General features: G+C 59.7%; 22 protein-coding genes. 12 read left to right on the forward strand and 10 right to left on the reverse strand.

Features of this window, described 5'->3' with window-relative positions:
* The 4 genes from ASD46_RS12210 to ASD46_RS12230 all read left to right on the forward strand — a co-directional run bounded on the left by ASD46_RS12210 (window position 1) and on the right by ASD46_RS12230 (window position 4,658).
* A complete protein-coding gene (locus tag ASD46_RS12210; RefSeq protein WP_019564733.1) occupies window positions 1-357 on the forward strand; it encodes a cupin domain-containing protein in 357 nt (118 codons plus the stop codon).
* A 307-nt stretch (window positions 358-664) separates the two neighbouring features.
* On the forward strand, window positions 665-2,128 hold the full coding sequence (locus tag ASD46_RS12220) for an aldehyde dehydrogenase family protein (RefSeq protein ID WP_003511064.1): 1,464 nt from the start codon (window positions 665-667) through the stop codon (window positions 2,126-2,128).
* A 13-nt stretch (window positions 2,129-2,141) separates the two neighbouring features.
* Window positions 2,142-3,185 (forward strand): tartrate dehydrogenase, encoded by a 1,044-nt coding sequence (locus ASD46_RS12225; protein ID WP_060642320.1) that lies wholly within the window; start codon window positions 2,142-2,144, stop codon window positions 3,183-3,185.
* Between the two features lie 15 nt (window positions 3,186-3,200).
* On the forward strand, window positions 3,201-4,658 hold the full coding sequence (locus ASD46_RS12230; protein ID WP_060642321.1) for an NAD-dependent succinate-semialdehyde dehydrogenase: 1,458 nt from the start codon (window positions 3,201-3,203) through the stop codon (window positions 4,656-4,658).
* 271 nt (window positions 4,659-4,929) lie between these two features.
* On the opposite strand, the gene ASD46_RS12235 is transcribed toward ASD46_RS12230, so the two are convergent.
* A complete protein-coding gene (locus ASD46_RS12235) occupies window positions 4,930-6,204 on the reverse strand; it encodes an NAD(P)/FAD-dependent oxidoreductase (RefSeq protein WP_060642322.1) in 1,275 nt (424 codons plus the stop codon).
* 14 nt (window positions 6,205-6,218) lie between these two features.
* Window positions 6,219-6,887 (reverse strand): haloacid dehalogenase type II, encoded by a 669-nt coding sequence (locus ASD46_RS12240; RefSeq protein ID WP_003511068.1) that lies wholly within the window; start codon window positions 6,885-6,887, stop codon window positions 6,219-6,221.
* Between the two features lie 324 nt (window positions 6,888-7,211).
* Here ASD46_RS12240 and ASD46_RS12245 point away from each other — a divergent pair, with 324 nt between their 5' ends.
* The 7 genes from ASD46_RS12245 (at window position 7,212) to ASD46_RS12275 (ending at window position 15,760) form a co-directional block, all read left to right on the forward strand.
* Entirely contained in the window at window positions 7,212-8,048 is an 837-nt protein-coding gene (locus ASD46_RS12245; RefSeq protein WP_060642323.1) for a GNAT family N-acetyltransferase, read from the forward strand.
* A 14-nt stretch (window positions 8,049-8,062) separates the two neighbouring features.
* Complete coding sequence (locus ASD46_RS12250; protein WP_060642324.1) at window positions 8,063-9,436, forward strand: aspartate aminotransferase family protein; 1,374 nt, start codon at window positions 8,063-8,065, stop codon at window positions 9,434-9,436.
* 256 nt (window positions 9,437-9,692) lie between these two features.
* Window positions 9,693-10,406, forward strand: coding sequence for an HAD-IA family hydrolase (locus tag ASD46_RS12255; protein WP_060642325.1), 714 nt, complete (start codon window positions 9,693-9,695; stop codon window positions 10,404-10,406).
* An 88-nt stretch (window positions 10,407-10,494) separates the two neighbouring features.
* Window positions 10,495-12,105, forward strand: coding sequence for an ABC transporter substrate-binding protein (locus ASD46_RS12260; protein ID WP_013761652.1), 1,611 nt, complete (start codon window positions 10,495-10,497; stop codon window positions 12,103-12,105).
* Window positions 12,106-12,303: 198 nt separating this feature from the next.
* Entirely contained in the window at window positions 12,304-13,254 is a 951-nt protein-coding gene (locus ASD46_RS12265) for an ABC transporter permease (RefSeq protein ID WP_003511075.1), read from the forward strand.
* Window positions 13,254-14,105, forward strand: a complete 852-nt coding sequence (locus ASD46_RS12270; protein ID WP_013761653.1) for an ABC transporter permease — start codon at window positions 13,254-13,256, stop codon at window positions 14,103-14,105. Before ASD46_RS12265 ends, ASD46_RS12270 begins: the two co-directional genes overlap by 1 nt.
* Window positions 14,105-15,760, forward strand: a complete 1,656-nt coding sequence (locus tag ASD46_RS12275) for an ABC transporter ATP-binding protein (RefSeq protein WP_060642326.1) — start codon at window positions 14,105-14,107, stop codon at window positions 15,758-15,760. The genes ASD46_RS12270 and ASD46_RS12275 overlap by 1 nt, the downstream gene beginning before the upstream one ends.
* 103 nt (window positions 15,761-15,863) lie before the next feature.
* On the opposite strand, the gene ASD46_RS12280 is transcribed toward ASD46_RS12275, so the two are convergent.
* Window positions 15,864-16,340: an Lrp/AsnC family transcriptional regulator gene (locus ASD46_RS12280; protein WP_013761655.1), complete on the reverse strand. Its 477-nt coding sequence runs from the start codon at window positions 16,338-16,340 to the stop codon at window positions 15,864-15,866.
* Between the two features lie 231 nt (window positions 16,341-16,571).
* Between ASD46_RS12280 and ASD46_RS12285 the strand changes: the two genes are divergently transcribed.
* Complete coding sequence (locus ASD46_RS12285) at window positions 16,572-17,897, forward strand: NAD(P)/FAD-dependent oxidoreductase (protein WP_060642327.1); 1,326 nt, start codon at window positions 16,572-16,574, stop codon at window positions 17,895-17,897.
* Window positions 17,898-17,985: 88 nt separating this feature from the next.
* On the opposite strand, the gene ASD46_RS12290 is transcribed toward ASD46_RS12285, so the two are convergent.
* The 7 genes from ASD46_RS12290 to ASD46_RS12325 form a co-directional block, all read right to left on the reverse strand.
* On the reverse strand, window positions 17,986-18,921 hold the full coding sequence (locus ASD46_RS12290; RefSeq protein ID WP_060642328.1) for an ABC transporter substrate-binding protein: 936 nt from the start codon (window positions 18,919-18,921) through the stop codon (window positions 17,986-17,988).
* A gap of 133 nt (window positions 18,922-19,054) precedes the next feature.
* Entirely contained in the window at window positions 19,055-19,993 is a 939-nt protein-coding gene (locus ASD46_RS12295; RefSeq protein WP_060642329.1) for an ABC transporter substrate-binding protein, read from the reverse strand.
* Window positions 19,994-20,018: 25 nt separating this feature from the next.
* Window positions 20,019-21,824 carry an amino acid ABC transporter permease/ATP-binding protein gene (locus ASD46_RS26530; RefSeq protein ID WP_003511086.1) on the reverse strand — a complete coding sequence of 602 codons (1,806 nt, stop codon included), beginning with the start codon at window positions 21,822-21,824 and terminating at the stop codon, window positions 20,019-20,021.
* Between the two features lie 13 nt (window positions 21,825-21,837).
* Window positions 21,838-22,395, reverse strand: coding sequence for a GNAT family N-acetyltransferase (locus ASD46_RS12310; protein ID WP_003511088.1), 558 nt, complete (start codon window positions 22,393-22,395; stop codon window positions 21,838-21,840).
* Between the two features lie 23 nt (window positions 22,396-22,418).
* A complete protein-coding gene (locus ASD46_RS12315) occupies window positions 22,419-23,606 on the reverse strand; it encodes a M20 aminoacylase family protein (RefSeq protein WP_060642330.1) in 1,188 nt (395 codons plus the stop codon).
* Window positions 23,607-23,691: 85 nt separating this feature from the next.
* Window positions 23,692-25,032 carry an LLM class flavin-dependent oxidoreductase gene (locus ASD46_RS12320; protein WP_060642331.1) on the reverse strand — a complete coding sequence of 447 codons (1,341 nt, stop codon included), beginning with the start codon at window positions 25,030-25,032 and terminating at the stop codon, window positions 23,692-23,694.
* A gap of 23 nt (window positions 25,033-25,055) precedes the next feature.
* Window positions 25,056-26,060 (reverse strand): LLM class flavin-dependent oxidoreductase, encoded by a 1,005-nt coding sequence (locus ASD46_RS12325; RefSeq protein WP_060642332.1) that lies wholly within the window; start codon window positions 26,058-26,060, stop codon window positions 25,056-25,058.
* Between the last annotated feature and the right edge of the window lie 135 nt (window positions 26,061-26,195).

The following is a 26,195-nucleotide window of genomic DNA, read 5'->3' on the forward strand; positions in this document are numbered from 1 at the left end:
ATGTCTCTCCTCAAGACCATCGACACCAATCCCACCTTTGAACCGAAAGCCTCCAAGGCCCTGCCCGAACGCCTCATCGCCGGCGACCCGTCGTTCAAAACCTGGCCGCTAGATGAAGCCCGTGATGGCACCGTGCATACCGGCATCTGGGAAGCGACCCCCGGCGAAAGCCGCTCGATCAAAGGCGAGACATTCGAGTTCTGCCACATTCTCGAAGGCGTTATCGAGATCACACCGGAGGGCGGCGCGCCGCTGCGTTACACGGCGGGCGACAGCTTCGTCATGAAGCCCGGTTTCGTTGGCGTCTGGAAGACAATCGAAACCGTGCGCAAGATCTATGTGACCGTGAACGGATGATTTGCCGAACAGCATGCCTGGCATCCCGGCTGATGGAGAGGCATTTTTGAGAAAAGCGATGGCTGGCAATCCGCAGGTGGATGCCAGCCATGGTTTACATGGGTATCCTGCCCGGATGCCTTTCGACCGGATTTACGGCCCTCGATCGGACCCGTCGCAAGGTTTTCGGCGCGGTCTTCATGCCCGCCGAAGATTGCGCTGTGGGCCACCAGCAAAACAGGATTTTCGTTCACCGCCCCCGCCGCAGTCGGTCGATGCTGCTTGCCATCAGGGAGTAGCTTTGGCGCATATCCACAGAGGATCATCCATGACGCTCAGCTTCGATCCAGACAGCCTGTCCCTGCCGATCGGCCATTTCATCGGCGACCGGCTGATCCCGGCTAAAAACGGCATTGACATGCATCGTCCTTCGGACGGTATCGAATATGCCGGTTGCCCGAAGGCGGATGCGGCACTTGTCGATGAGGCGGTGCAAACCGCCAAAGCCGCACTGAAGAGCAGTAACTGGGGCGGCGTGCGCCCGCGCGAGCGCACCAGGGTGCTGCAACGCTGGGCAGACCTGATCGAGCAGGAAGCCGAGACGCTGGCGAAAATCGAGGCGCTCTCCTCAACCCGGCCCGTGGGCCACCTGATTGCCGGCGATATCGCCGTCACTGCCGAACAGATCCGCTTCTTTGCCGAATTTGCAGACAAGGAGGGCGGTGATCTCGTGCCGACCGACGATACAAGCGTCGGCATGATCATGACCGAGCCCTATGGCGTCGTGGGCGCCATTACGCCCTGGAATTTTCCGGTGTCCATGGCGGGCTGGAAGCTTGGCCCGGCACTCGCAGCCGGCAATGCCGTGGTGCTGAAACCATCGGAAATGACGCCCTTCTCCAGCATTTTCATGGCGCAACTGGCCATCAAGGCAGGGCTGCCCGCCGGGCTCATCAACATCGTGCTGGGTGACGGGCCAGTGACAGGCAATGCCATCACCGGCCATCCCGAAATTTCCAAGGTCAGCTTCACCGGATCGACGGCAGCAGGTTCGGCCATCATGGCAAATATCGCGCGTACCGGCGTCAAGCCCATGACGCTGGAACTGGGCGGCAAAAGTCCGCAGCTGGTTTTTGCAGACGCCGATATCGAAAAAGCCGCCGCCGCGATCGCCGGCAATATTCTGTCCAATGCCGGGCAGGCCTGCGTTGCCGGCTCGCGCATCATCGTTGAAGAGAGTGTCGCAGAGGCGCTTTCCGCCGCAATCATCGCTCGCATGAAGACAGTTAAGCCCGGCCCGACCTGGGACGAAGCAACACAGTATTCGCCGATCATCTCCGAAGTGCAGCGCCAGCGCATTGACGGCATCGTGCAGGCGGCTGTCGCGCATGGCGGCGAATGCCTGACGGGCGGCGCGATCATGGACGGTCCGGGTTATTTCTACCAGCCGACCTTGATCGCAAATGTCGACCAGACCTCCCCTGCTGTCACAGAGGAGATATTCGGGCCGGTGCTGACCCTGCAAACCTTCAAGACGGAAGAAGAGGCGCTGGCGCTCGCCGATCATCCGACCTACGGTCTTGCCGCGGGTCTTTTCAGCCGCGATATCTCGCGCGTCATGCGCCTGTCTCGCGCCATCCAGGCAGGAACGATCTGGGTCAATCGTTATGGCCGCTCCCGCGACCATATCCTGCCGACCGGCGGTTACAAACGCTCCGGCATCGGCAAGGATCTCGGACGGGAGGCCTATCTCGCCAACCGCAAGAGCAAAAGCGTCCTGATCGGACTGTAACAGGGGAAGCATCTTGAAAACGCATCGCATCGCACTCATTCCCGGAGACGGCATCGGCAAAAGCGTGACTGATGCCGCCTGGCAGGTTCTCAACACCGCAGCAAAAAGCTCCGGTTTTGCGCTTGAAGGCACCGAATTCCCCTGGTCCTGCGCCTTCTACAAGGAGACCGGCGCGATGATGCCGAAGGATGGCATCGAGACCCTGCGCGGCTTCGACGCCATTCTGCTGGGCGCGGTCGGCTGGCCAGCGGAGGTGCCGGATTCGGTATCGTTGCACGGCCTGCTTCTGCCGATCCGCAAGGCATTTGTGCAATACGCCAATATCCGCCCGCACCGGCTTCTGCCCGGCGTGCAGGGACCGTTGAAAGCGGATGGATTCGACATTCTCTGCATCCGTGAAAATACCGAAGGTGAATATTCCGGTGCTGGCGGACGCGTCCATCAGGGCACCGAAGACGAGGTCGCTGTCGAAACCTCCATCTTCACCCGCAAGGGCGTGGAACGCATCCTGCGCTTCGGCTTCGAGCAGGCGCAAAAGCGTCGCGGCAAGTTGGCTTCCGTCACCAAATCCAACGCCCAGAAATATTCGATGGTGTTCTGGGACGAGGTGACGCAAAAGCTCGCCGCCGAATATCCGGATGTTGAAGTTTCCAGTTATCATATCGACGCCATGGCGGCGCGCATGGTGATGGCGCCGGAAAGCCTTGATGTAGTGGTCGCCTCAAACCTCTTCGGCGATATCCTGACCGATCTCGGCGCAGCCATTCAGGGCGGCCTGGGTTTTGCCGCCTCCGCCAATATCAATCCCAACCGCACGGCACCCTCCATGTTCGAGCCGGTGCACGGTTCGGCCCCTGACATCGCCCATCTCGGCATTGCCAACCCCATCGCCGCCATCTGGTCCGGCGCCATGATGCTGGAGCATCTGGGTGAGGCGGATGCGGCCAAGCGGGTCATGGCGGCGCTGGAAAAGGCGACCGGCCGGGGTATTGGCACTGTGCCGGGCAAGGACAAGACAGACGTAATAACTGCCGCAGTTGTCGCGGCTCTCGACTGATTTCGGAGACAGATAATGCAGGGCTTGAAGGATAAGGAACTCTTTCGCCAGATGGGTTTGATCGGCGGCGCATGGAAAGCGGCCGCATCAGGCAAGACGGTCGACGTGATCGACCCGGCGACGCAGGCTGTGATCGGCACCGTGCCGGATATGGGCAGCGTGGAAACCCGCGCGGCCATCGAAGCCGCCAACGCTGCCTTCGGGCCGTGGAAGAAGAAAACGCACGCGGAGCGCGCGGCGCTTCTGGAAAAATGGTTCGCGTTGATGATCGAACACATCGACGATCTCGGCCTGATGTTGACCATCGAACAGGGCAAGCCACTTGAAGAGGCCAAGGGCGAAATCCGTTACGGAGCATCCTTCGTCAAGTGGTTTGCGGAAGAAGGCCGACGCATCAGCGGCGGCACCATTCCCTCTCCGACGCCGGATCGCCGTATCGTGGTGCTGAAGGAGCCGGTCGGTGTCTGCGGCATCATCACACCGTGGAATTTCCCGAACGCCATGATCACCCGCAAGGTCGCACCTGCATTGGCGGCTGGCTGCACCGTGGTCATCAAGCCCTCGGAATTCACGCCCTATTCGGCCCTAGCGCTCGGCGTTCTCGCCGAACGTGCAGGCATTCCGGCTGGCGTCATCAACATCGTCACCGGCATGCCGACGGAGATCGGCAACGAGATCATGGCCAATGAGACGGTGCGGAAAATTTCCTTCACGGGCTCTACCCGTGTCGGTTCGCTGCTGATGCGCGGTGCGGCCGACAGTGTAAAACGACTGTCGCTGGAACTCGGCGGCAATGCCCCTTTCATCGTATTCGACGATGCAGATCTCGATCTCGCCATCGAAGGCGCGCTCGTTTCGAAATTCCGCAATGGCGGTCAGACCTGCGTCTGCGCCAACCGCATTCTCGTTCAGGCGAGCGTTTACGATGCGTTTGCGAAAAAACTGGCTGATCGCGTCGATGCCATGCGCGTCGGACCCGGAACGGAGCTAGGTGTTTCCATCGGTCCGATGATCAATGAGCCGGCAATCGCCAAAATCCGCGCGCACATCAATGACGCCGTTTCCAAGGGCGCCGAGATCATTACCAAGCCTCATGATCTGCCTGAAGGTTCGCAATATACCGCACCGGTGGTGCTGACGGGCGCAACAACCGCCATGCGGCTGGCGAGCGAAGAGACCTTCGGGCCAGTCGCCCCGCTCTTCCGCTTCGAGACGGAAGAGGAGGCGATTGAGATCGCCAACGGCACGCCCTTCGGACTTGCCGCCTATTTCTACACTGAAAGCCTCAAACGCGCCTGGCGCGTGGGCGAGGCGCTGGAGTTCGGCATGGTCGGCCTCAATACCGGCGCGATCTCCACCGAAGTCGCCCCCTTCGGCGGCGTCAAGCAATCTGGCCTCGGCCGCGAAGGCGCACAGGTCGGCATCGAGGAATATCTGGAAATGAAGACGTTCCACATCGGTGGGCTTGCCTGAAGACTGTTTCTTTCTCCCCGCCTAAAGGGCCGCTCTGCGGCCCTTCTTTTTTTTGGCGCGAAATTGAAAAGCAGCATTCCCAGGGGTGGAAGAAAAATCTGGAGGCATGAATTGGTTTGGCAAAGCCACGGCATTCACGTGTCGTAACCCCCGACCAGATCCAGGGTCCAGCGCGATCACGTCATTGATCGTAAAAGACTATTCACCGTGCAGGCGCGCAGTGGCTGGATGCCAGATCAAGTCCGGCATGACGAAGGAATGAACTAACGCGCTACTGAATCTTATCCAGCATCTTGTAATAAAGCCCCACCAAGGGAAGAAACCAGGGCTTGCCGAAATGGCCAGGCACCGCCGGCCAGTCCATCCCCTTCAGCGGGTTGTTGTCCGGGCGGCCCAGAATGGCGTCAGCCATGATCATGCCCAGATGGGTGGAAAGCTGGGCGCCGTGGCCGGAATAGCCCATGGCGTACCAGACGCCGTCATGGAAACCGGCGCGGGGATAACGGTCCTTAGTCATATCAACCAGTCCGCCCCAGCAATAATCGATAGGCACATGCGCAAGCTGCGGGAATATGCGGTGCAGGCTATCCATCAGGATCGCGCCACTTTTGGCATCCGAACGCTGGTCCGATGTCGTGGAAAAGCGCGCGCGGCCGCCGAAGATCAACCGGTTGTCCGGTGCAAGGCGGAAATAATTGCCGATATTCATGGTGTTGACGTAGGTGCGGTTACCCGGGACGGACGCCTTGATCTCGGCATCCGTCAACGGCCGCGTGGCGATGATGAAACTGCCGACCGCGATGATGCGGCGGCGGAAATAGCCGAAACCGGAGGGCGTGTAGGCGCCGGTTGCCACAAGAACATTATCCGCGGTGACCTTGCCGCGCGCCGTTTCCAGCGTGTGTGTCTTGCCGTTCTGAGTATGTTTCGTCACCGCCGCATTTTCGAAGATGACCGCGCCATGGCGGCTGGCGGCCTGCGCAAGGCCGGCCACATAGCGGCCCATATGCATCATAGCGCTCTTCTTGGACAGCATGGCGCCATAAAAGGGAGAGCCGATTTCCGCCTTGAGATCGTCAACCGACAGAAGCGCCGTGTCGGGATCCACCTCGGCATGAACAGCCTCGAAATTTTTAGCCAGACTTTCGAAATGCTGCGGTTTCGAAGCCATTTTCAGCTTGCCGGCGCGGCGGAAATTACAATCGATCCCTTCCTCGGCGATCAGGCTTTCCAGCGTGTCGATCGAGGCATCCAGCGCCTTGTAGAGCGCGATGGCGCGCTCCTTGCCGAGTTCCGCCTTGGCGGAGAGGTAGGAGTGGGCCAGCCCGTTGTTGAGGTGGCCGCCATTGCGCCCGGAAGCACCCCAGCCGACGCGCTGTCCTTCAAGAACAACCACGCGCGCGCCCACTTTTGCCAGCTGGCGCGCAGCACCCAGACCCGTGAAGCCGCCACCAATGACGGCCACATCGTAATGGCCTTCGACAGGACCTTGCGCCGCCCCCGCAAACAGGGGCGCCGTGTCGTGCCAATAGGAGACGAGCTTCATGATCCGGTCCTTCCTTACAGTCCAACGACGCCCGCGAGACCGGAAATATCGGAGATCTCCGTATAACCGTAATAGGGGTTTGCCGGTTCGTGGCCGCGGTTGACCCAGACCTTGTTCTTGATGCCGAGATCGTGCGCGGACATCAGGTCGTAGCGGAAGGAGGACGAGACGTGCAGAATATCTTCCGGGCCGCAGCCGAGCATGTCGAACAAATATTCGAAAGCCTTGAAATGCGGCTTGTAGGCCTGCGCCTGTTCGGCGGTATAGACAGCATGGAACGGCGCGCCAAGCTTTGCCACATTCGACATGATCTGCGAATTCATGGCGTTAGACAGAATGACCAGCGGAATTTCCTTGGCAACCTTCGCCAGACCGGCCGGAACGTCCGCATGCGGACCCCATGTCGGAACGCGCTCATACACCATTACCGCATCTTCGTCCTTGAAGGCCACACCGTTGCGCTTGCAGGTGCGCGACAGGGCGTTATGGACAACTTCGGCATAAGGCTTCCAGTCATGCATGACCTCGTCCAGGCGATAGGCAGAGAAGTCCTTGATGAATTGCTGCATCTCGGCCTCGCCCAGACGATCACCATAGAGATCGCGGGCAGCTTCTGCCATCTGGAAATGAATCAGCGTACCGTGGCAATCGAAAGTGATGTATTTCGGGCGGAAGATGGTCATGTCGTCGTCGTCCTTGCTTGGGGATGGGTGGTGGCTGCAATAACAAGATCATAGAGGCCTTTGCCCGGTCGACGCACTGCAATTGCCATTCGCGAAAGCAGATTGTTGCGTATGCAGCCGCCAGTTTGGCAGAGAGTTGCGTGCGATAAAACCGGAAGCCGCCGCCCACCCCCGTTCTGCGGATGGAAGCAGATGATGTGCGGCATAAGATGCGGCGGCGGGTAAAAGCAACAGTGAAACATATCGAACCTTGCCATTCGTCGGGACAATGTTCTTTTGCCGCCGGTCTATCAATGAACATGAAGAATAAAACGGAGTTGGGCCATGCAAGCCAGCCTCATCGATATCCAGAAATTTGAGCCGCAACACCTCGACGCCGCCGTCGAGCTTTCCCGCCAGGCCGGTTGGCCACACCGCCGGGAAGACTGGGCGCTCGTCCTTTCACTGAGCAAGGGTTTCGTCGCTATCGAAAACGGTCGCGTCGTCGGAACCGCAATGGCCACGCTTCTCGGAGACACCTGCGCCACCGTCAACATGGTGATCGTGGACGAGGCCATGCGCGGCCGTGGTCTCGGACGCAAGCTGATGCAGGCGGTCGTCGATGCTGCGGAAAATCGCGAGTGCCGTCTGACCGCCACCGCTGAAGGCCTCCCCCTCTATGAGAAGATGGGGTTCGTCGCATGCTGCGAGGTGCGTCAGCACCAGGGAATTCCTACGGCCGCCGATAAGCCCGATAACGTGGAATGGGCAGAAACGATTGTACCGGCCGAGCTAGCCGCACTCGACGCGCAGGCATTCGGTGCGGATCGTACGGCACTCTTTACCGAGCTTGCGGATAGGGCACGGTTTGCGGTGGTTCAACAGCATGGCGCCATCATGGGCTTTGCAGGCCTTCGCGCCTTTGGCCGTGGTGAAGTCATCGGCCCGATTGTCGCGGAAACTGCTGAAATCGCAAAGGATTTGATTGCCTTCGTCGTTTCCGAGCGCCCCGGCGCATTCCTGCGCGTAGACACCACTACCGAGACGGGCCTCGGTCCCTGGCTTGCCGAATACGGTCTTGCCCATGTCGGTGGCGGCATCGCCATGCGCCGGCCGAAGGCGGAAACCTCTGCCGACAAAAAACTGAAAACATTCGCGTTGACCAGCCAGGCGCTGGGCTGAATCCGGAGAGACCCATGTTAAGCAATTCACTGACCGAGCTCGACCGCGCCCATCTGGTGCACCCTGTCTCTTCCTTCCGCGGCCATGAAAAGCTTGGCGTTCGCGTGCTGAAATCGGCAAAGGGTGCCACGATTACCGACATGACCGGCCACCAGCTGATCGACGGTTTTGCCGGCCTCTGGTGCGTCAATGCAGGCTATGGGCATGACAGCATCGTGGAAGCGGCGGCAAAGCAGATGCGTGAACTGCCCTATGCCACTGCCTATTTCGACATTGGCAGCGAACCCGCCATCCGCCTCGCCTCCGAACTCGCCGACCGCGCGCCCGGCGACCTCAACCACGTCTATTTCACGCTTGGCGGATCCGACGCGGTGGACAGCACCATCCGCTTCATCCGCTATTACTGGCACGCCAAAGGCCAGCCGCAGCGCGACCAGTTCATTTCCATCGAACAGGGTTATCACGGCTCCACCACCGCCGGTTCAGGCTTGACTGCGCTTCCCGCCTTCCATGCAGGTTTCGGCGTGCCTTACGACTGGCAGCACAAAATTCCGTCTCACTATGCCTATCGCAATCCGGTCGGCAGCGACCCCGCCGCCATCATCGCCTCTTCCCTGCAAATCCTGAAGGACAAGATCGAAGCTATCGGCCCGGAGCGGGTCGCCGCCTTTTATGCCGAGCCCATTCAGGGCTCCGGTGGCGTTCTGGTGCCGCCGCCTGGCTGGATCAAGGCCATGCGAGAACTCTGCCGTTCCTACGGCATTCTCTTCGTTGCCGACGAAGTCATCACCGGCTTCGGCCGCACGGGACCACTGTTTGCCTGTGCCGACGAAGATATCGTGCCGGACTTCATCACGGCCGCCAAGGGTCTGACTTCGGGCTATGTGCCAATGGGCGCCGTCTTCATGGCCGACCATGTTTATGATACAATAGCCGACTTCGCCGGCGATGCCGCGGTCGGGCACGGTTATACCTATTCCGCCCATCCCGTCAGTGCCGCCGTTGGTCTCGAAGTGCTGAAACTTTACGAGGGCGGGCTGCTGGAAAACGGCCGGCGCGCCGGTGAGCGGCTGATGGCCGGGCTGGAAGGATTGAGAAGCCATCCGCTGGTTGGCGATGTGCGCGGCCGGGGCATGCTCGCCGCTATCGAACTCGTGACCGACAAAGAGAAGAAAACCCCGCTGCCAGCTGCAGCGGCCCCTGCACGCAAGGTTTTTGATCGCGCCTGGGAAAACGGCCTCATCGTGCGCGCCTTCGCCAACGGCATCCTCGGCTACGCGCCGCCGCTGTGTTGCACCGATGACGAGATCGACGCCATTATAGAGCGGACGCGGAAAACCCTCGACCAGACGCTCGAGGACCCGGCAGTGCGGGCCGCCATGGCCTGAGGCGAACAGTGGATGGCGTTGCGGCACCTTCTCGAAATGTCGCAACGCCGCACATATTCGCAATATTCTGCCGAAGACCCGATCCTTTTCGGAGAATCCGGCGCGCTGGAACTGCCAAACTATCAACAGAAAAAGCACTAAACGCCATAAAAAAGGGCGTTAGCAAGAATGGGAACGGGACAAGGATCCCGTCCGGGAACAGAATAAAATGCCGCAGCCTTCCCAAGGGCTCTGCGCGGCAAAGCGGAGACCGACATTGCCCAAGAAACTGAGCGACTTCAAATATATGAGCTTCGACGTGGTGGGAACTCTCATCGATTTCGAAGGTGGCTTGAAATCGACCCTGATCCAGATCGGCGCTGAAAACGGCGTTGAGGTCGACGGTGAAAAGGCGCTTAGCCTTTACCGCGCGGCGCGTTACTCCGACGCCACCGATCTGTTTCCGGACGATCTCGTCCGCGTCTACCTGATCATCGCTCCGGAACTCGGTTTGCCGGCGGAGCGCGCTCTGGGTGAGCGCCTGCGCGACGCGGCAAAAAACTGGAAAGGCTTTGAAGACAGCCGTGCCGCGATGGCCGAGCTTGCAAAGACGCATCGTCTCATTGCCATGACCAACGCCCAGCGCTGGGCCTTCGAGTATTTCTCGAAGGAACTCGGTAGTCCCTTTTACGCCGCTTTCACAGCAGATGATACCGGCACGGAAAAGCCGGATCCCGCATTCTTCGAGAAGGTTTTCGCCTTCGTTGAAAGCGAAGGCGCATCGAAGGACGACATTCTGCACGTTGCGCAGAGCCAGTACCACGATATCGGCATTTCACGGAAACTCGGGATGACCAATTGCTGGATAGAGCGCCGCCACGCCCAGAAGGGATATGGCGGCACCATCGAGCCGAAGAACTTTACCGAACCGGACTACCATTTCACCTCGATGGCCGGCCTTGCCGAGGCCACGAGACACTCGGGCCGCTGAACCGCCTGTGGCATGACGCGCACTGGGGCGTGGATGCCGAAAATTACTGCAGATGCCATTTCAACAAATCATACAAAAGGGGAAGACCATGAGTGACAGGATTACAAATTGGACCCGCTCTGACGATGCCGCCGTTGAACAGGCTATCCGTCGCGGCGCGACGCGGCGAGAGCTGCTTCACATGATGCTGGCCGGCGGCGTAGCACTTTCCGCCGGTTCGGCCATTCTCGGCCGCGCCTCGCAGGCTCTGGCGGCCACTCCCGTTTCCGGCGGCACGCTGAAGGCGGCCGGCTGGTCCTCCTCCACGGCCGACACGCTCGACCCCGCAAAAGCCTCGCTTTCGACGGATTACGTTCGTTGCTGCGCGCTCTATAACCGGCTGAGCTTCCTCGATGTTTCCGGCACGCCCCAGATGGAGCTGGCCGAATCCATCGAAACGAAGGACGCCAAGACCTGGACCGTGAAGCTGCGTTCCGGCGTCACCTTCCATGACGGCAAGGCACTGACCGCCGATGACGTGGTCTATTCGCTGAAGCGTCACCTTGACCCGGCCGTTGGTTCGAAGGTCGCCAAGATCGCCGCCCAGATGACCGGCTTCAAGGCGATCGACAAGAGCACCGTCGAGATCACGCTGGCAAACGCGAATGCAGACCTGCCGGCCATCCTGGCATTGCATCACTTCATGATCGTTGCCGATGGCGCGACCGATTTCTCCAAGGGGAACGGCACCGGTGCCTTCAAGCTGGAGAAATTCGAACCCGGCGTCCGCTCGATCATGTCGAAAAACACCAATTACTGGAAACAGGGTGGTCCGCACGTCGATAGCTTCGAATTTTTCGCGATTGCCGAAGACAATGCCCGCGTTAACGCCCTCATTTCGGGCGATATCCACCTCGCAGCGGCTATCAATCCGCGTTCGCTGCGCCTTCTCGACAAGCAGGAAGGCATCGTTCTGTCCAAGGGAACGTCCGGCAACTACACCAACCTCAATATGCGGCTGGACCAGACGCCCGGCAACAATGCCGATTTCATCGCTGGCATGAAGTCGATCGTCAACCGCGAGCAGATCGTCAAGGCGGCTCTGCGTGGCCTCGGCGAAGTCGGCAACGACCAGCCAGTGCCGCCCATGAGCCCCTACCACAATCCGGACCTCAAGCCGAAGGCCTTCGATCCTGATAAGGCGAAGTTCCACTTTGAAAAAGCGGGTCTTATCGGTCAGTCCATCCCCGTCATCACCTCGGATGCTGCAAACTCTGCCGTGGACATGGCGATGATCATCCAGGCGTCGGCCGCAGAAATCGGTGTAAAGCTGGATGTGCAGCGCGTTCCCTCGGACGGTTACTGGAGCAATTACTGGCTCAAGGCGCCTATTCACTTCGGCAATATCAACCCGCGCCCGACCCCGGATATTCTGTTCTCGCTGCTTTACGCCTCCGACGCGCCGTGGAACGAAAGCCAGTACAAGTCGCCGAAGTTCGACAAGATGATGCTCGAAGCACGCGGCATGCTGGACATGGACAAGCGCAAGCAGATCTACTTCGAAATGGAAAAGATGATCGCCGACGAAGCCGGCACCATCATTCCCGCCTATATCACCAATGTCGACGCCATCACCTCCAAGCTGAAGGGTCTGGAAGCCAATCCGCTAGGCGGCATGATGGGTTACGCGTTTGCTGAATACGTCTGGCTCGAAGCCTGATAGACCAAGGGGCCGGGCGCTGATGCGCCCGGCAACCTTTCCGCCGGTGCGGGAAGCCTCCACAGCTGGAGCGACACTTTGAAAAACAAGCGGTTTTCGCCTGATATCTCGCTCCAGCCACATAATTTGGATCATGATGATTTCAGGTCGATCGGGCCTGAAATCATCATGATCCAGGCAGGTCGCAGGAGCATGTAAATGAACAGCCGGATACTCTCCCTTATCGCCAGGCGGCTGGTCGTCATGCTGACGACGCTGCTTATCGTATCGTTTATCGTCTTTTCCGCCACCAGCCTGCTGCCCGGCGACACGGCAACGATCCTTCTTGGCCAGTCGGCAACGCCGGAGGCCGTGGCTGGTCTGCGCACCGCCATGCATCTCGACGACCCGGCCCTTCTGCGTTTTGTCCGCTGGCTTTTTGGCCTGCTGCACGGCGAACTCGGCACGTCTTACGCCAACAATATGGCGATCGCCGACCTCATAGGCCCACGTTTCGTCAACTCCATGAAGCTTGCCGGCATCACCACTGTTATCGCCGTGCCGCTGGCCCTGACGCTCGGCATCAGCTCCGCCATGCTGCGTGGAACGCTTTATGATCGCGCCGTCACCATCCTGACCATCGGTGTCATTTCGGTACCGGAATTCATGATCGCGACGCTCGCGGTTCTGCTGTTCGCCGTATATCTGAAGTGGCTGCCAGCCCTGTCGCTGGTCAGCGAGGTGCATACCGTGTTCGATGTGCTGCGGGTTTACGCCATGCCGGTCATCACGCTCACCTTCGTCGTGTCGGCACAGATGATCCGCATGAGCCGCGCCGCCGTCATCGAGACGCTCGATACGCCCTATGTAGAAATGGCGCTCCTGAAGGGCGCACCGCGCATGCGCATCGTCCTGCGCCACGCACTTCCCAATGCGCTTGGCCCCATCGTCAATGCGGTTGCTTTGTCGCTTTCCTATCTCGTCGGCGGCGTCATCATCGTTGAGACTATCTTCAATTATCCAGGCATCGCCAAGCTGATGGTTGATGGCGTCGCGACCCGCGACCTGCCACTGATCCAGAGCTGCGCAATGATTTTCTGCGTCGGTTATCTCCTCCTCATCACAACCGCCGATATCATCGCCATCATGTCCAATCCGAGGCTGCGCTGATGACCGACAATATCAAAACAACTTCGGGGACCTCGCGCTTGGGTTACAAAATCAACGTCGTCGGCGTTTTCGGCTTTCTCGTCATTTTTCTCTGGGCCATGGTTGCGATCTTTGCGCCCTATCTCATCCCGCATCCCGTCGGTGAAATCGTCGATCTCGATTATTTCGGTCCGATGACCTCCGATCTCTGGCTCGGCTCCGACTATCTCGGCCGCGACGTGTTTTCCCGCATTCTCATGGGCGCGCGTTTCACGGTCGGCATTTCACTTGCGGCCGTCACGATCGCCTGCGTGTCGGGCGTCGTTCTCGGCATGAGCGCTGCCGTGGTCGGCGGCTGGTTCGATGCGGCCCTCAGCCGTTTTCTCGATGCGGTGAACTCCATTCCAAGCAAGCTTTTCGGACTTGTGGTTGTCGCTGCCGTTGGCTCCTCCATTCCTGTGCTGATCGTCACCCTGTCGGTAATCTATACGCCGGGCGCTTATCGCTTTGCCCGGGCGCTCGCCGTCAATGTCAACACTATGGATTTCGTCACCGTGGCCCGCGTGCGCGGCGAGAGCCTCTTGCACCTCATCAGCTCCGAAATCCTGCCCAACATCATCCGTCCCGTGCTGGCCGATCTCGGCGTGCGCTTTGTATTCATCGTGCTGCTTCTGTCGGGCCTTTCCTTCCTCGGTCTCGGCCTGCAGCCGCCGAATGCAGACTGGGGTGCGCTGGTGCGTGAAAACATCGGCGGCCTGCCCTTTGCCGCGCCAGCCGTGATCTTTCCGTCGTTGGCGATTGCCAGCCTGACGATCAGCGTCAATCTGCTGATCGACAATCTGCCGCAGAAAATCCGCGACAGGAGCGAATAATGACAAATCTTGTTGAAATCCGTGGACTTAAAGTCGAGGCGACCACCGATTCCGGCCGCCGCATCCAAATCATCAGGGGTGTAGACATCGATATCGCCGATGGCGAGATAGTCGCATTGATCGGCGAAAGCGGCTCCGGCAAGACCACCATTGCACTGACATTGATGGGATATGCCCGCCCAGGCTGCCGTATTTCCGGCGGCAGCGTCACGGTGGCAGGCCGCGACATGGTACAGCTTTCCGAAATGGAACGGGCGAAGATCCGCGGTACGAAAATCTCCTACGTCCCTCAAAGCGCCGCAGCCGCCTTCAATCCGGCGCAAAAGATTATCGACCAGGTCATAGAGGTCACCCGCATCCACGATCTGATGCCGCCGCAGGAGGCGCGCCAAAGAGCGGTGGAACTGTTCAAGGCATTGTCGCTGCCCAATCCCGAAACCATCGGCGACCGTTATCCGCACCAGGTTTCCGGCGGCCAGCTTCAGCGTCTCTCCGCAGCCATGGCGCTGATCGGCAACCCGGACCTGGTCATTTTCGACGAACCGACCACGGCACTCGACGTAACGACACAGATCGAGGTTCTCCGCGCCTTCAAATCAGCGATGCGCAAGGGCGGTATCGGAGGCGTTTATGTTTCGCACGATCTCGCAGTCGTCGCCCAGATTGCCGACCGGATCGTGGTGCTGAAAGGCGGCGAGATACAGGAAACCGGTACGACCACGGATATTCTCGAGAATGCCCAGCATCCTTATACGCGGGAGTTGCTCACCGCTTTTAATGACAAGGTACGCACCGTAGCGCCGCTAAAACAAAGTGACGCGAAGCCGCTGCTGGATATCGAGAAGCTGATCGCCGGATATGGAACGAAAGGTGACGACCATATGCCGCTGGTGCGTGCGGTCGATTCCCTCAGCCTTGCAGTCTATCCCGGACGCAATCTCGGCATCATCGGCGAATCCGGTTGCGGAAAATCGACGCTGGCGCGCGCCATTGCCGGCATTCTGCCCGCCGCCAGCGGTCATGTCATCTTCGAAGGTCGGCAGCTGGATGCCGATGCCCGCCAACGCACCAGCGATCAATTGCGCCGCATGCAGATCGTCTTCCAATATGCCGATACGGCGCTCAACCCGGCCAAATCCATCGAGGATATTCTCGGCCGGCCGCTGACCTTTTATCACGGCATGAGAGGCAAGGCGCGCGACGCCCGGATCGACCAGTTGCTGGATATGGTGAAGCTGCCGCGCTCGGTTCGCCACCGCCATCCTTCCGGCCTATCGGGCGGACAGAAGCAACGCGTCAACTTCGCCCGCGCGCTCGCAGCAGAACCGTCGCTCATCATTTGCGATGAAATTACCTCGGCGCTTGATACGGTCGTCGCAGCCGCGATCATCGACCTGCTCGGCGAACTCCAGCGAGAGCTGAACCTCTCCTACATCTTCATCAGCCACGATCTCTCTGTGGTGGAAACCATCTGCGACGAAATCGTCGTGATGTATGGCGGGCAGAAAGTGGAGCATCTGGCAACGGAAGCGATCAAGTCGCCGACCCATCCCTATTCGAAGCTCCTGTTCTCCTCGGTACCGAAGCTCGACCCGAAATGGCTCGACAATCTTCAGCAGGATGCAGAGTTGGTGCGGGCGTTTTCCAAGAGGTGACAACATCACTTTCGTCATCCTCGGGCTCGTCCCTAGGATGACGTTGAGTATGAAGCGACGTATCTCGATACTCTGGCGCCCCTGCAAAGGGACGTCTTCCACCTCAAAGCGGAAACAGGCTGGTCAGCGGCATATGCGATTTGATGATCGGAGATTTCAGCACAACGAAGCTGAAATATTTGTCGATACCGACATCCATGTCCGTCAGCCGCTCCATGATCGACTGATATTCGACGATGCCGGAGGTGACGAATTTCAGGAGGTAATCGTAACCGCCTGAAACGAGGTGGCATTCCACGACCTGATCGATCTTTTCTATAACGCCGAGAAAACGGGCGAAGTCGATCTGGCGGTGGTTCTTGAGCGTGATCTCGGTAAATACCGTCAGCGTCTGGCCGAGCTTGTTGATGTTGATCTGTGCCGAATAACCTTCGATATAGCCCTCGGCCTGAAGCTTCTTGACGCGCATCAGGCAGGGGCTTGGCGAGAGATTGACAAGCTCCGCCAGCTCGACATTGGTGATGCGACCATTTTTCTGGAGTTCGTAAAGGATCTTGATATCGATCCGGTCAAGTTTCATCACGTGCGGAACCCCTTTTATATTTTTTCGTGCACGCGGCATAAAATTCTGACGCGGCCATGGAAATCTTATCACATGAGCGTGCCCTGTCGACGCGGGGATGTTTTTTTCATCCAGCATAAAGAGTTGCAGACATGGCTACGAACAGCAGGAGATTCCGGCAATCGGCGCAGTCTGGCAGCGTTTACCCGGCGACCAAGGTAAATTAAGACGAATACAAGGAGCCCCACCATGCCTGCGCCGCTGCAACAGATCACGACATCACCGGAACTGCCGAAATCGGCGGACGCCGTCATTATCGGCGGCGGTATCGTCGGCGTGTTCGCAGCCTATTACCTCGCCCGGCGTGGCCTGAAAGTGGCTCTTGTCGAAAAAGGTCTTGTCGGCGCGGAGCAATCCAGCCGCAACTGGGGTTGGTGCCGGCAGCAGAACCGCGACGCCCGCGAATTGCCGATTTCAACGCAGAGCCTTACGCTCTGGGAACGGTTTGCCGCAGAAAGCGGCGAAGACACCGGTTTTCGCCGCTGCGGATTGTTCTACCTGAGCGACAACGAAGCTGAAATTGCCGGCTGGGCGCGCTGGCGCGACTTTGCCATCACCGCAGGCGTGACGACGCATATGTTGAGCGCGGATGAGGCGAGCAACCGCGGACGCGCGACTGGGAAACGCTGGAAGGGTGGCGTCTTTTCGCCAACGGACGGCACCGCCGATCCCTCGATGGCGGCGCCGGCCGTCGCGCGTGCCCTCATGAAGCTGGGCGGAACGGTGCACCAGAATTGCGCCGCGCGCGGTCTGGAGACGGAAGGTGGTCGCGTTAGCGCCGTCGTTACCGAAAAAGGCACGATCCGCACCAAAACCGCCATCATGTCCGGCGGCGCCTGGGCCTCGTCCTTCTGCCGCCAGCTCGGAATTCGTTTTCCGCAGGCCGCTGTCCGCTCCTCAATCCTGTCCGTCACAGCAGGTGCGGAAGGACTGCCGGATGCGCTGCATACAAAAGCCGTTTCTGTAACACGCCGGAGCAACGGCGGTTACACGCTCGCCATCAGCGGCCTCGGTCGCATCGACCCGACCGCGCAGCAGATGCGGTTTGCACGCGAATTCGTTCCGATGTTCCTCAAGCGCTGGCGCAGCCTGCGGCCGGGTGGATTGGAAGGGATTCGCGGTGGGCACGAAACGCTGAAACACTGGCGGCTCGATGCGCCGACGCCGATGGAGCGGGTTCGTATTCTCGATCCGAAACCGAATGCCGCCGCCATCCGTGAGACCCACAAAAGGGCGCTGGAACTTTTGCCTGCACTCCGCAAAACCCAGATATCCGCTGCCTGGGCCGGCTTCATCGACAGCACGCCGGATGGTGTGCCCGCCATCGGCGAGACCAGCGAATTGCCCGGCTTCATCCTCGCCGCCGGTTTCAGCGGCCACGGTTTCGGCATCGGCCCCGGCGCTGGCCACCTGATCGCCGATATCGTGACGGGTTCAACCCCGATCGTTGACCCCGCCCCGTATCATCCCAGCCGTTTCCTTGACTCGTCATGGGGCAAGGTCGCGGATTTCTGATTGTTCTGCGCAGGCCAACAGACGAATCAAAACAGCACCCGCAGGCATGACCTGCGGGTGCTGCCGTCCACCGCATTTATTCGACCGGTCAGCTTTTCGGCAGGCCGGGTGGGTTGGTTCTCGATTCCGGCAAGGCCTCTTCCGAAAGCTGCCAGCGTTCCAGTATCTTCGCGTAAGCGCCGCTCTTGATCAGATCGTTGGTGGCGAGCGTCAGCGCATCGGCCAATCCCGAACCCTTGCGGGTGGTGATGGCGACATCCGAACGTTCCGGCCAGCCGGCGGAGAGTGTTCCGACACGCTTGATGGTCTTGTCACGCGCGGCGATGAAGACCAGCTGCGCATGCGGCTGTACGATCACATCGGCCCGCCCGGCAGAAAGCGCGACAAGCCGGGTGGCCTCGTCGTCATAATATTGCAGCTCGAGCGGTTTTAAACCGGCGGCTACATTCTCGTCATTCCATTTCAGCAGAATACGCTCCTGATTGGTGCCAGCGCCGACGATGATCTTCAGGCCCGCCGCATCCTTCGGCTCATTTATGGCGGTGATGCCGCTGTCGGACTTCACGAAAAAGCCGTGCAGGCCCTGACGATAGGTGGAGAAGTCGAACTTCTCCTTGCGCTGCTCGGTCACCCCGACATTGGAGATTACAGCATCGTATTTGCCGGAGGCAAGCCCCAGCGGCCAGTCGGCCCAGGCGACAGCAACCAGCTCAAGCTCAAGGCCGAGACTATCAGCCACCGCAAGCGCATAGTCCGGATCGGCACCCACCACGGTCTTGGCGTCCGTCGCATAGGTCGCGAGCGGTGGTCCGCCAGGTGCAACCGCGACCGTGAGTTTGCCCGGGGTGATGAATTTGAAATCTTTCGGGATGGCGGCGATCGCGCCGGGGTCTTTTTCTACCCTGATCCGGCCAGGCTGGTCTGGCGAAAGATCGAAGACATCAGTTGCGAAAGCCGACCCGAAAGCGGCGACGGAGAGAAAAACGCCGAACGTGACTGTGGCAAGACGAGAGGTGAGTGCCATTCTGGCTCCCCGATAAAATGGATTGCGGGACGGAGGTAGCGCGGACGGGAGGAGGCCCGCGCTACCGGCTGAGTGATGTCCCACCTTCAACTCAGCTTTGTGGAAACTCAGCTTTCTGGCAGCAAACCAGCACTCAGCTCTTGGGCAGACCGGGCGGATTGGTGCGGGATTCGGTGATGGCTTCCGAACCGAGGTTCCAGCGGGCGAGAACCTTGCCGTAATTGCCGTTCTTGATCTGGGCGTTCAGTGCCGCCGTGATGGCTGCAGCAATTCCGGCATCCTTTTTGGAGGCAACGGCGATTTCCGCCGCTTCCGGCCAACCGCCGGAGAAGGTACCAACGAGCTTGGTCTTCTTCTGGCTTGCTGCCTGGAAGGCTGACGTCGCGTTGGGGCCGAGATAGGCGTCCGCGCGGCCGGATTGCAGGGCGACATCGAGCACGGCCTGATCGTCGTAATATTGCACATCGGTGTCGGCCAGACCCTTGGCCTTGTTGTCCTTGATCCATTTCAGCAGGATCTGCTCCTGATTGGTGGCAGCGCCGACGATAACCTTCAGCCCGGCCACATCCTCGGGCTTGCTGATGCTCGTCACCTTGCTGTTGCTGCCCACGTAAAAGCCGAGCAGGTCGTTGCGGTAGCTGGAGAAGTCGAACTTTTCCTTGCGGGCTTCCGTCACCGTGATGTTGGAGGTGACGGCATCATATTTGCCGGAGGTGAGACCCAGCGGCCAATCGGCCCAGGCGATGGGAACTAGCTGAAGTTCAAGGCCAAGACTGTCAGCAACCAGCTGGGCGATATCCGGCTCCACGCCAATAGGCGTTTTCGTATCGCTGGCATAATCGACCAGCGGCAGCCGGAAAGGCACGGTCGCGACCGTCAACTTTCCATCCGTGACGAACTTGTGGCCAGCGGGCAGAAGCTTGATCGCTTCTTCCACCTTCTCGGCGCGCACTCGCCCCTTCTGCTCCGGCGACAGGTCGATTTCCTGCGCATGCGCAGCCGGTATCAGCGCGGTGGTAGCGGTGAAAAGACCGCCTGCAAGGAACGACAATAATTTCGATGAAAAAGCCATGCGAGTGTTTCCTTTGTTGTTTTGATTAGAGAACTTTTGCGAGGAATTCGGCGGTGCGGGGATGTTCAGGGCTGTTGAACACCTGGTCCGGCGTGCCTGTTTCGATAATGCGGCCCTGTTCCATGAAGACGACCCTGTCGGAGACTTCACGGGCAAAACCGATTTCATGGGTAACGATGATGAGCGTGACGCCGGAGCGGGAAAGCTCCTTGATGACATCAAGCACTTCGTTGACGAGTTCAGGATCGAGCGCGGATGTCGGCTCATCGAACAGCAACACCTTCGGCCGCAACGCCAGCGCCCGGGCGATCGCCACGCGTTGCTGCTGACCGCCGGAGAGCTGACGGGGATAAGCGCCAGCTTTTTCGGCAAGGCCGACGCGAGCCAGAAGATCGCGCGCCTCGGTCTGCGCCTGCTCTTTCGATATGCCACGAACGGCGATGGGTGCTTCGATGATGTTTTCAAGCGCGGTCAGATGCGGGAACAGGTTGAAGCTCTGAAACACCATGCCCACTTCGGCGCGGCGCTTGAGGATTTCCCGTTCCTTCAGCTCATAAAGCGTATCGCCCTTTTGACGATAACCGACCAATTCACCGTCTATGGCGATAAAACCGTCATCGACACGCTCGAGATGGTTGATGGAGCGCAGCAATGTGGACTTGCCGGAGCCGGATTGGCCGAGAATGGTGGTGACACTGCCCGCCGGAATGGAAAGGCTGATATCATCAAGCACCTTCAGCGACCCGAAGGATTTCGAAACGCCATGAATATTGACCGACCCGCCACGATTTCCGAGCTGAAAGCTCACGGCACGGGCAGGCACCGAACGCTCGGGACTTGCGGCTGTCGTGGCCACCGTTTCCACGGCTTCAGGCAAGGGTTTGCGCGGCAGGAAGGTGCGGTAAATCGTGGCGAACAGTGACGGCGGCGGATTGCGCAGTGCACCGCGTGAAAAATGCCGCTCGATATGGTGCTGCACGATCGAAAGCGCCGTCAGTATCACTAGATACCAGACGGTCGCGACCATCAGCAGCGGGATCACTTCCAGATTGCGGCGATAGATGATCTGGATCGTGTAGAACAGCTCCGGCAGGGCAAGGATATAGACCTGCGAAGTCCCCTTGGCGAGGCCGATGATGTCGTTGAAGGCGGTGGGCAAGATGGAGCGCATCGCCTGCGGCAGAACGATGCGGGACGCCTGCCGCCGCCGGGGAAGGCCGAGTGCTGCGGCAGCCTCAAGCTGCCCCTGATCAACCGAGAGAATGCCGCCACGGACGATTTCGGATGCGAAGGCGGCCTGATTGAGCGTCAGCCCCAGAACGGCGGCCGCAAACGGCGTCATCAGCTGCGTGGTATTCCAGCTGAAGAAGTTGATGCCGGTATAGGGCACACCGATCGTCACGGTCTCATAGAGATAACCGAGGTTGTTGAGGATCAGCAAAAGCACGATCAGCGGAATGGATCGAAAAATCCAGATATAGGTCCAGGATACGGCAACCAGCAGCGGCGAGCGTGAAACGCGGGCAAGCGCCAGCAGCGTTCCCAGCGCGAAGCCGAGCACCGCACCGAGCGCGGTCAGCAGCAGCGTCCGTCCTAAGCCGATCAACACCGGTTCAGCGAAAAACCATTCCGCAAAGACATCCCAGCCCCAGCGCGGATTGCCGAAAACGGAATGCAGAACGGCCGCAATGATGAGTACGGAGAAGACTGTTCCCACGGTCCGCAAGGGGTAGCGGGCCGGCACGATGCGGAAATGGGAATACCCACCCTTGATCGGTTCACCCTTCTGCTCGCTCAATGCAACATGCGGAAAATCAGAGGCTATCGTCATCTGAAAAAGCCTTTCACGGGTGGGCCGGGGAAGAATGCGGCCGGGCCGCCGGTATCGACGCGCCTTCCGCAACGGAGGCGGAGGCGCTATCGGCAAGCCATTTTTCGAAAGGCAGCGACCTGATCGTTTCAGGATCGGCCGACGTATCGAACAACGCGCGATAACCGTTGGTGAGATATAGGCCGACCGCTTCCGGCTGGCGGAAGCCCGTGGTCAGATAGACACGGGCGTAACCCTGCCGGATCGCCTGCCGCTCCAGCTCCTGAAGCACTATTTTGGCAAGCCCCTGCCGGCGGTGGGCCGAATGGGTCCAGACCCGCTTGAACTCGGCGGTTTCCTCGTCGTAGCGCATGAAGGCACCGCCGGCGATCGCCTTGCCGCCACGCAAGAGCAGCAGGAAATTGCCCGACGGCGGGCTGAAAGCCTCCGGCGGATATTTGTTAAGTTCCGCCTTGGCGCCTTCCGCGTTGAAATATGTGCCGTAGCGGCTGTCATATTCGAACAGCAACTCCTCCAGAAGCGGGGTTGCGAGCGGATCCTTGACCGATGTGTAGAGAAAACTGTCGCTCATCTCATTGTCCTAAACTCGTTGCATCAGGAGAGGTATGCTTCGGCCAGACGCACCCAGAAGCGTGCCGCAGGCGCAATGATCGCATCGTTGAAATCGTAGTGAGGGCTGTGCAGCGGCGCGCTCTCGCCATTGCCGACGAAGAGATAGGAGCCCGGCCGCTCCAGAAGCATGAAGGCGAAATCCTCGCTCGCCGTACGCGGCTGAAAGCCTTCTGCAACCTGTTCGGCTGGAAAATGCCGTTTGGCGACGTCGCGGGCAAACGCTGTCTGCCTGATGTGATTGATGACGGGCGGGAAGCCACGGGAGTAGGTGACATCGGCGCTTGCGCCGAAGCTTTCCGCCTGTGCTTTGGCAAGGGCGGGAAGCCGCTCCTCCAGTCTGTCGCGCACGGCGGGCGAAAAGGCCCGCGCGGTAATCTGCAGTTCGACACTCTCGGGAATGACGTTGGAAGCAGTTCCGCCATGGATGGAGCCTACCGTCAGCACCGCCATGTCTCGCGGGTCGACATTGCGCGAGACGATGCTCTGCAAGGCGGTGACGAAGCTTGCCGAGGCAAGAACCGGATCAACCGTTTCATGCGGCGCCGCCCCGTGCCCGCCCTTGCCGATGATCCGAACCTTCGCCTTGTCGACGGAGGCCATGGCAGGCCCTTCGACAAAGCCGAATTGTCCGGTTTCGACACCCGGCCAATTGTGCAGCCCGAACACGGCATCGACGGGAAACCGCTCGAAAAGCCTGTCCTTTATCATCGCTCTAGCACCCGCACCGATTTCCTCGGCTGGCTGGAAAATCAGCGTCAGTATGCCGGAAAAACTCGATGTTTCAGCTAGATAACGGGCAGCGGCGAGCAGGATAGTCGTGTGACCGTCATGACCGCAGGCATGCATCACACCCTGTGTCTGGCTGGCATAGGCAAGACCGGTTTCCTCTACGATGGGCAGGGCGTCGATATCGGCGCGGATACCCAGACGTTTGTCACCATGACCACGTTTCAAGGTGGCGACGACGCCATGGCCCCCGACACCCTCGGTCACCTCATATCCGAAGGAGAGGAGATAACGGGCAACGAGCGCCGCCGTGCGCTTTTCCCCAAGCGAAAGCTCCGGCTGTCGGTGAAGATCGTGCCGGATGGCGATGCTTTCCTCGATGAAGGCAAGTATTCCCCGTTCGGCGTCGTCCTGCGGACGCGCACCGTCAATGCGGATATTCATGGTTCTGGTCTCCTGCGCTGCGCTTTACCCACACAGCACCTTGAAATTCTCTCTGGGCGGCAATGGCTGCCGCCCGACCCCGCTTTTATGCGATCGCCTTGCTGGAACCGCTTTCAGCGTGGGAATAGATGCTGTCCTTGAAAGGCAGGCCGAGATGCTCACGCAGCGTTCTGCCTTCCAGATGCGGTTCGAAATATCCGCGCCGTTGCAGCACCGGTATGACGAGGCGGATGAAATCATCCAGCCCTTCGGCAATCACCGGGAAGCCCAGAATGAAGCCATCGGCCGCATCGTGCTCAACCCAGCGGATGATCTCGTCCGCCACCTTGTCCGGAGTTCCGATGAAACCTTCGCGCGGGGTCGCCGCCTCCAGCGCCGCTTCGCGCAACGTCTGGCTCTTTTCCTTCGCACGGCGCTTGATGCGGTCGGTCGTCGAACGGAAGCTGTTCTTGCCGATCTCGCCAAGTTCGGGGAAAGGCTCATCCAGCGGATAGACACTGAAGTCGTGGTGATCGAAGAAACGGCCGAGATAGGCGAGCGCATCCTCTGTCGTGATGAGGTTGCGGATGATGTCGTATTTCGCTTCCGCCTCCTCCTGCGTCTCGCCCACAATCGGCCCGATGCCAGGGAAAATCTTCACGTCGGCTGCGGATCTGCCCTGCGCGACAGCACTCTGCTTCACGCGCTTGAGGAATGTCTGGTTTTCCTCGAGCGACGCAGAATTAGTAAAAACGGCGTCGGCATGTTTACCCGCAAGCCCGATACCGGCATCCGAAGAACCCGCCTGGAAAATCACCGGCTGCCCCTGCGGCGAACGCTGGATGTTCAGCGGGCCTTCCACCTGGAAGAAGCGACCCTTGTGGCCAAGCGTGTGGAGTTTTTGCCTGTCGAAGAACTGTCCCGTCTCGCGGTTACGCACGAAGGCATCGTCGTCCCAGCTGTCCCACAGGCCCTTGATCACCTCCAGATATTCATCGGCGATCTCGTAGCGCAGCGCATGTTCGGGATGGTTGCGGCTGTAGTTTTTCGCCGTACCTTCGAGTGGCGTCGTCACTGCATTCCAGCCGGCCCTGCCACCGCTCAGAAGATCGAGCGAGGCGAACTGGCGCGCGATGGTGAAGGGCTCGCTGTAGGAGGTCGAAACCGTGCCGGCAAGACCGATCTTCGAGGTGACGGAGGCCAGCGCCGAAAGGATGGTCAAAGGCTCGAACCGGTTGAGGAAGTGCGGAATGGACTTGTCGTTGATGTAAAGCCCGTCGGCAACGAAGGCGAAGGCGATGCCGGCGGCTTCTGCCTTCAGCGCGTTCTTCCTGAAGAAATCGAAATTGACGCTGGCATCAACAGGGCTTTTCGGGTGCCGCCAGGCGTTCATGTGCCCGCCGGGGCCCTGGAGCATGATGCCGAAACGGATTGTCTTTTTCGTCATGTCATTTCCTCCTGAGGACAAGTTCACGCGGCCCTGGAAAGGCGGTGTGTGGCCAGCAATTCGATCGAGGCGAGCCTCTGATCGGCCCCCACATGCGGCGGCTCCACGATGAATTCCTCGATACCGTGCTCATCGGAAAGCGCGCGCAGCGCCTTGTGAATATCGTCCGGCCCGCCATGCAGGACGTTGGGCTTACGCTCCTCGATGCGATAATCGGTATCGCCGGACTGGCGGGCGAATTCTTCCGCCTGTTCACGGCGGCCAAGGTTGAACGCCTTGCCGTCGCTGAGGAACACCCGGTAGATGCGCTGACCTTCCACCTGCCGCGCCGCATGGTCGGGATCACTGGCGGCAAAGACGGAGAGGGCAAGGATCGGCGCCCTTCCGCCGCTCTCCTCACGGAAAGCCGACAGGCTGCTGCGAAGAACCTCCGGATCACCATTGAGGTGGCCGGCAAAGACGAAATTCCATCCTCTGGAAGCTGCAAGCCTTGCGCTTTCCGGGCTGGCACCGAGCAGAAACCGTTCCACCGCAACCGGCGGCACCGGTGTTGCCTGCAACCCGACCTGCGCATGCCCCTGCGGCGCGGCACCGGAGAGAAACGTGGTAAGTTCACCAAAAGCCGTTTCGAAATCCGGCTTGCGGGCGGGATCATAGGCCTGCTGTAGGGCAGACGTCGCAAGCGGCAGCCCGCCCGGTGTCTTGCCGACGCCGAGATCGACCCGACCGGGGGCGAGCGACGACAACACGTTGAAAACCTCGGCGACCTTGTAGGGGCTGTAATGCTGCAGCATCACGCCGCCCGAGCCGACGCGGATACGAGAGGTCTTCGCCAGAATCCATGCAACCAGTGCTTCCGGCGCGGAACCGGCAAGCTCCGGCGAATTGTGATGTTCTGCCACCCAGAATCGGCGATAGCCCAGTTCTTCGGCGCGTTTGGCGAGATTGATCGTGTCGCGGAACGCGCTTGCCGCGTTCTCACCCGTTGGAACAGGGCTCTTGTCCAGCAAACTGAGAGTATACATCATCACCTCGCATGTCTTTTGATGCATACTTTGTCTACCGATTTTATATAGTAATAAAGGACGTTCGTTCCACGTTGCGACGCGATCAGAGAAAATATTGTTTCCCGCTATGGTTTCGGCAGGCGTCTTTGGCAAAGC

It is taken from the genome of Rhizobium sp. Root491 (assembly GCF_001427205.1).
Taxonomy (GTDB): Bacteria; Pseudomonadota; Alphaproteobacteria; order Rhizobiales; family Rhizobiaceae; genus Agrobacterium; species Agrobacterium tumefaciens.

Bases quoted from the DNA above. Each gene is read 5' to 3' on its own strand.
- ASD46_RS12210 (WP_019564733.1), top strand. From the start codon at position 1: ATGTCTCTCCTCAAGACCATCGACACCAATCCCACCTTTGAACCGAAA.
- ASD46_RS12220 (WP_003511064.1), top strand. From the start codon at position 665: ATGACGCTCAGCTTCGATCCAGACAGCCTGTCCCTGCCGATCGGCCAT.
- ASD46_RS12230 (WP_060642321.1), top strand. From the start codon at position 3,201: ATGCAGGGCTTGAAGGATAAGGAACTCTTTCGCCAGATGGGTTTGATC.
- ASD46_RS12235 (WP_060642322.1), bottom strand. From the start codon at position 6,204: ATGAAGCTCGTCTCCTATTGGCACGACACGGCGCCCCTGTTTGCGGGG.
- ASD46_RS12240 (WP_003511068.1), bottom strand. From the start codon at position 6,887: ATGACCATCTTCCGCCCGAAATACATCACTTTCGATTGCCACGGTACG.
- ASD46_RS12245 (WP_060642323.1), top strand. From the start codon at position 7,212: ATGCAAGCCAGCCTCATCGATATCCAGAAATTTGAGCCGCAACACCTC.
- ASD46_RS12250 (WP_060642324.1), top strand. From the start codon at position 8,063: ATGTTAAGCAATTCACTGACCGAGCTCGACCGCGCCCATCTGGTGCAC.
- ASD46_RS12260 (WP_013761652.1), top strand. From the start codon at position 10,495: ATGAGTGACAGGATTACAAATTGGACCCGCTCTGACGATGCCGCCGTT.
- ASD46_RS12265 (WP_003511075.1), top strand. From the start codon at position 12,304: ATGAACAGCCGGATACTCTCCCTTATCGCCAGGCGGCTGGTCGTCATG.
- ASD46_RS12270 (WP_013761653.1), top strand. From the start codon at position 13,254: ATGACCGACAATATCAAAACAACTTCGGGGACCTCGCGCTTGGGTTAC.
- ASD46_RS12275 (WP_060642326.1), top strand. From the start codon at position 14,105: ATGACAAATCTTGTTGAAATCCGTGGACTTAAAGTCGAGGCGACCACC.
- ASD46_RS12280 (WP_013761655.1), bottom strand. From the start codon at position 16,340: ATGAAACTTGACCGGATCGATATCAAGATCCTTTACGAACTCCAGAAA.
- ASD46_RS12285 (WP_060642327.1), top strand. From the start codon at position 16,572: ATGCCTGCGCCGCTGCAACAGATCACGACATCACCGGAACTGCCGAAA.
- ASD46_RS12290 (WP_060642328.1), bottom strand. From the start codon at position 18,921: ATGGCACTCACCTCTCGTCTTGCCACAGTCACGTTCGGCGTTTTTCTC.
- ASD46_RS12295 (WP_060642329.1), bottom strand. From the start codon at position 19,993: ATGGCTTTTTCATCGAAATTATTGTCGTTCCTTGCAGGCGGTCTTTTC.
- ASD46_RS26530 (WP_003511086.1), bottom strand. From the start codon at position 21,824: ATGACGATAGCCTCTGATTTTCCGCATGTTGCATTGAGCGAGCAGAAG.
- ASD46_RS12310 (WP_003511088.1), bottom strand. From the start codon at position 22,395: ATGAGCGACAGTTTTCTCTACACATCGGTCAAGGATCCGCTCGCAACC.
- ASD46_RS12315 (WP_060642330.1), bottom strand. From the start codon at position 23,606: ATGAATATCCGCATTGACGGTGCGCGTCCGCAGGACGACGCCGAACGG.
- ASD46_RS12320 (WP_060642331.1), bottom strand. From the start codon at position 25,032: ATGACGAAAAAGACAATCCGTTTCGGCATCATGCTCCAGGGCCCCGGC.
- ASD46_RS12325 (WP_060642332.1), bottom strand. From the start codon at position 26,060: ATGATGTATACTCTCAGTTTGCTGGACAAGAGCCCTGTTCCAACGGGT.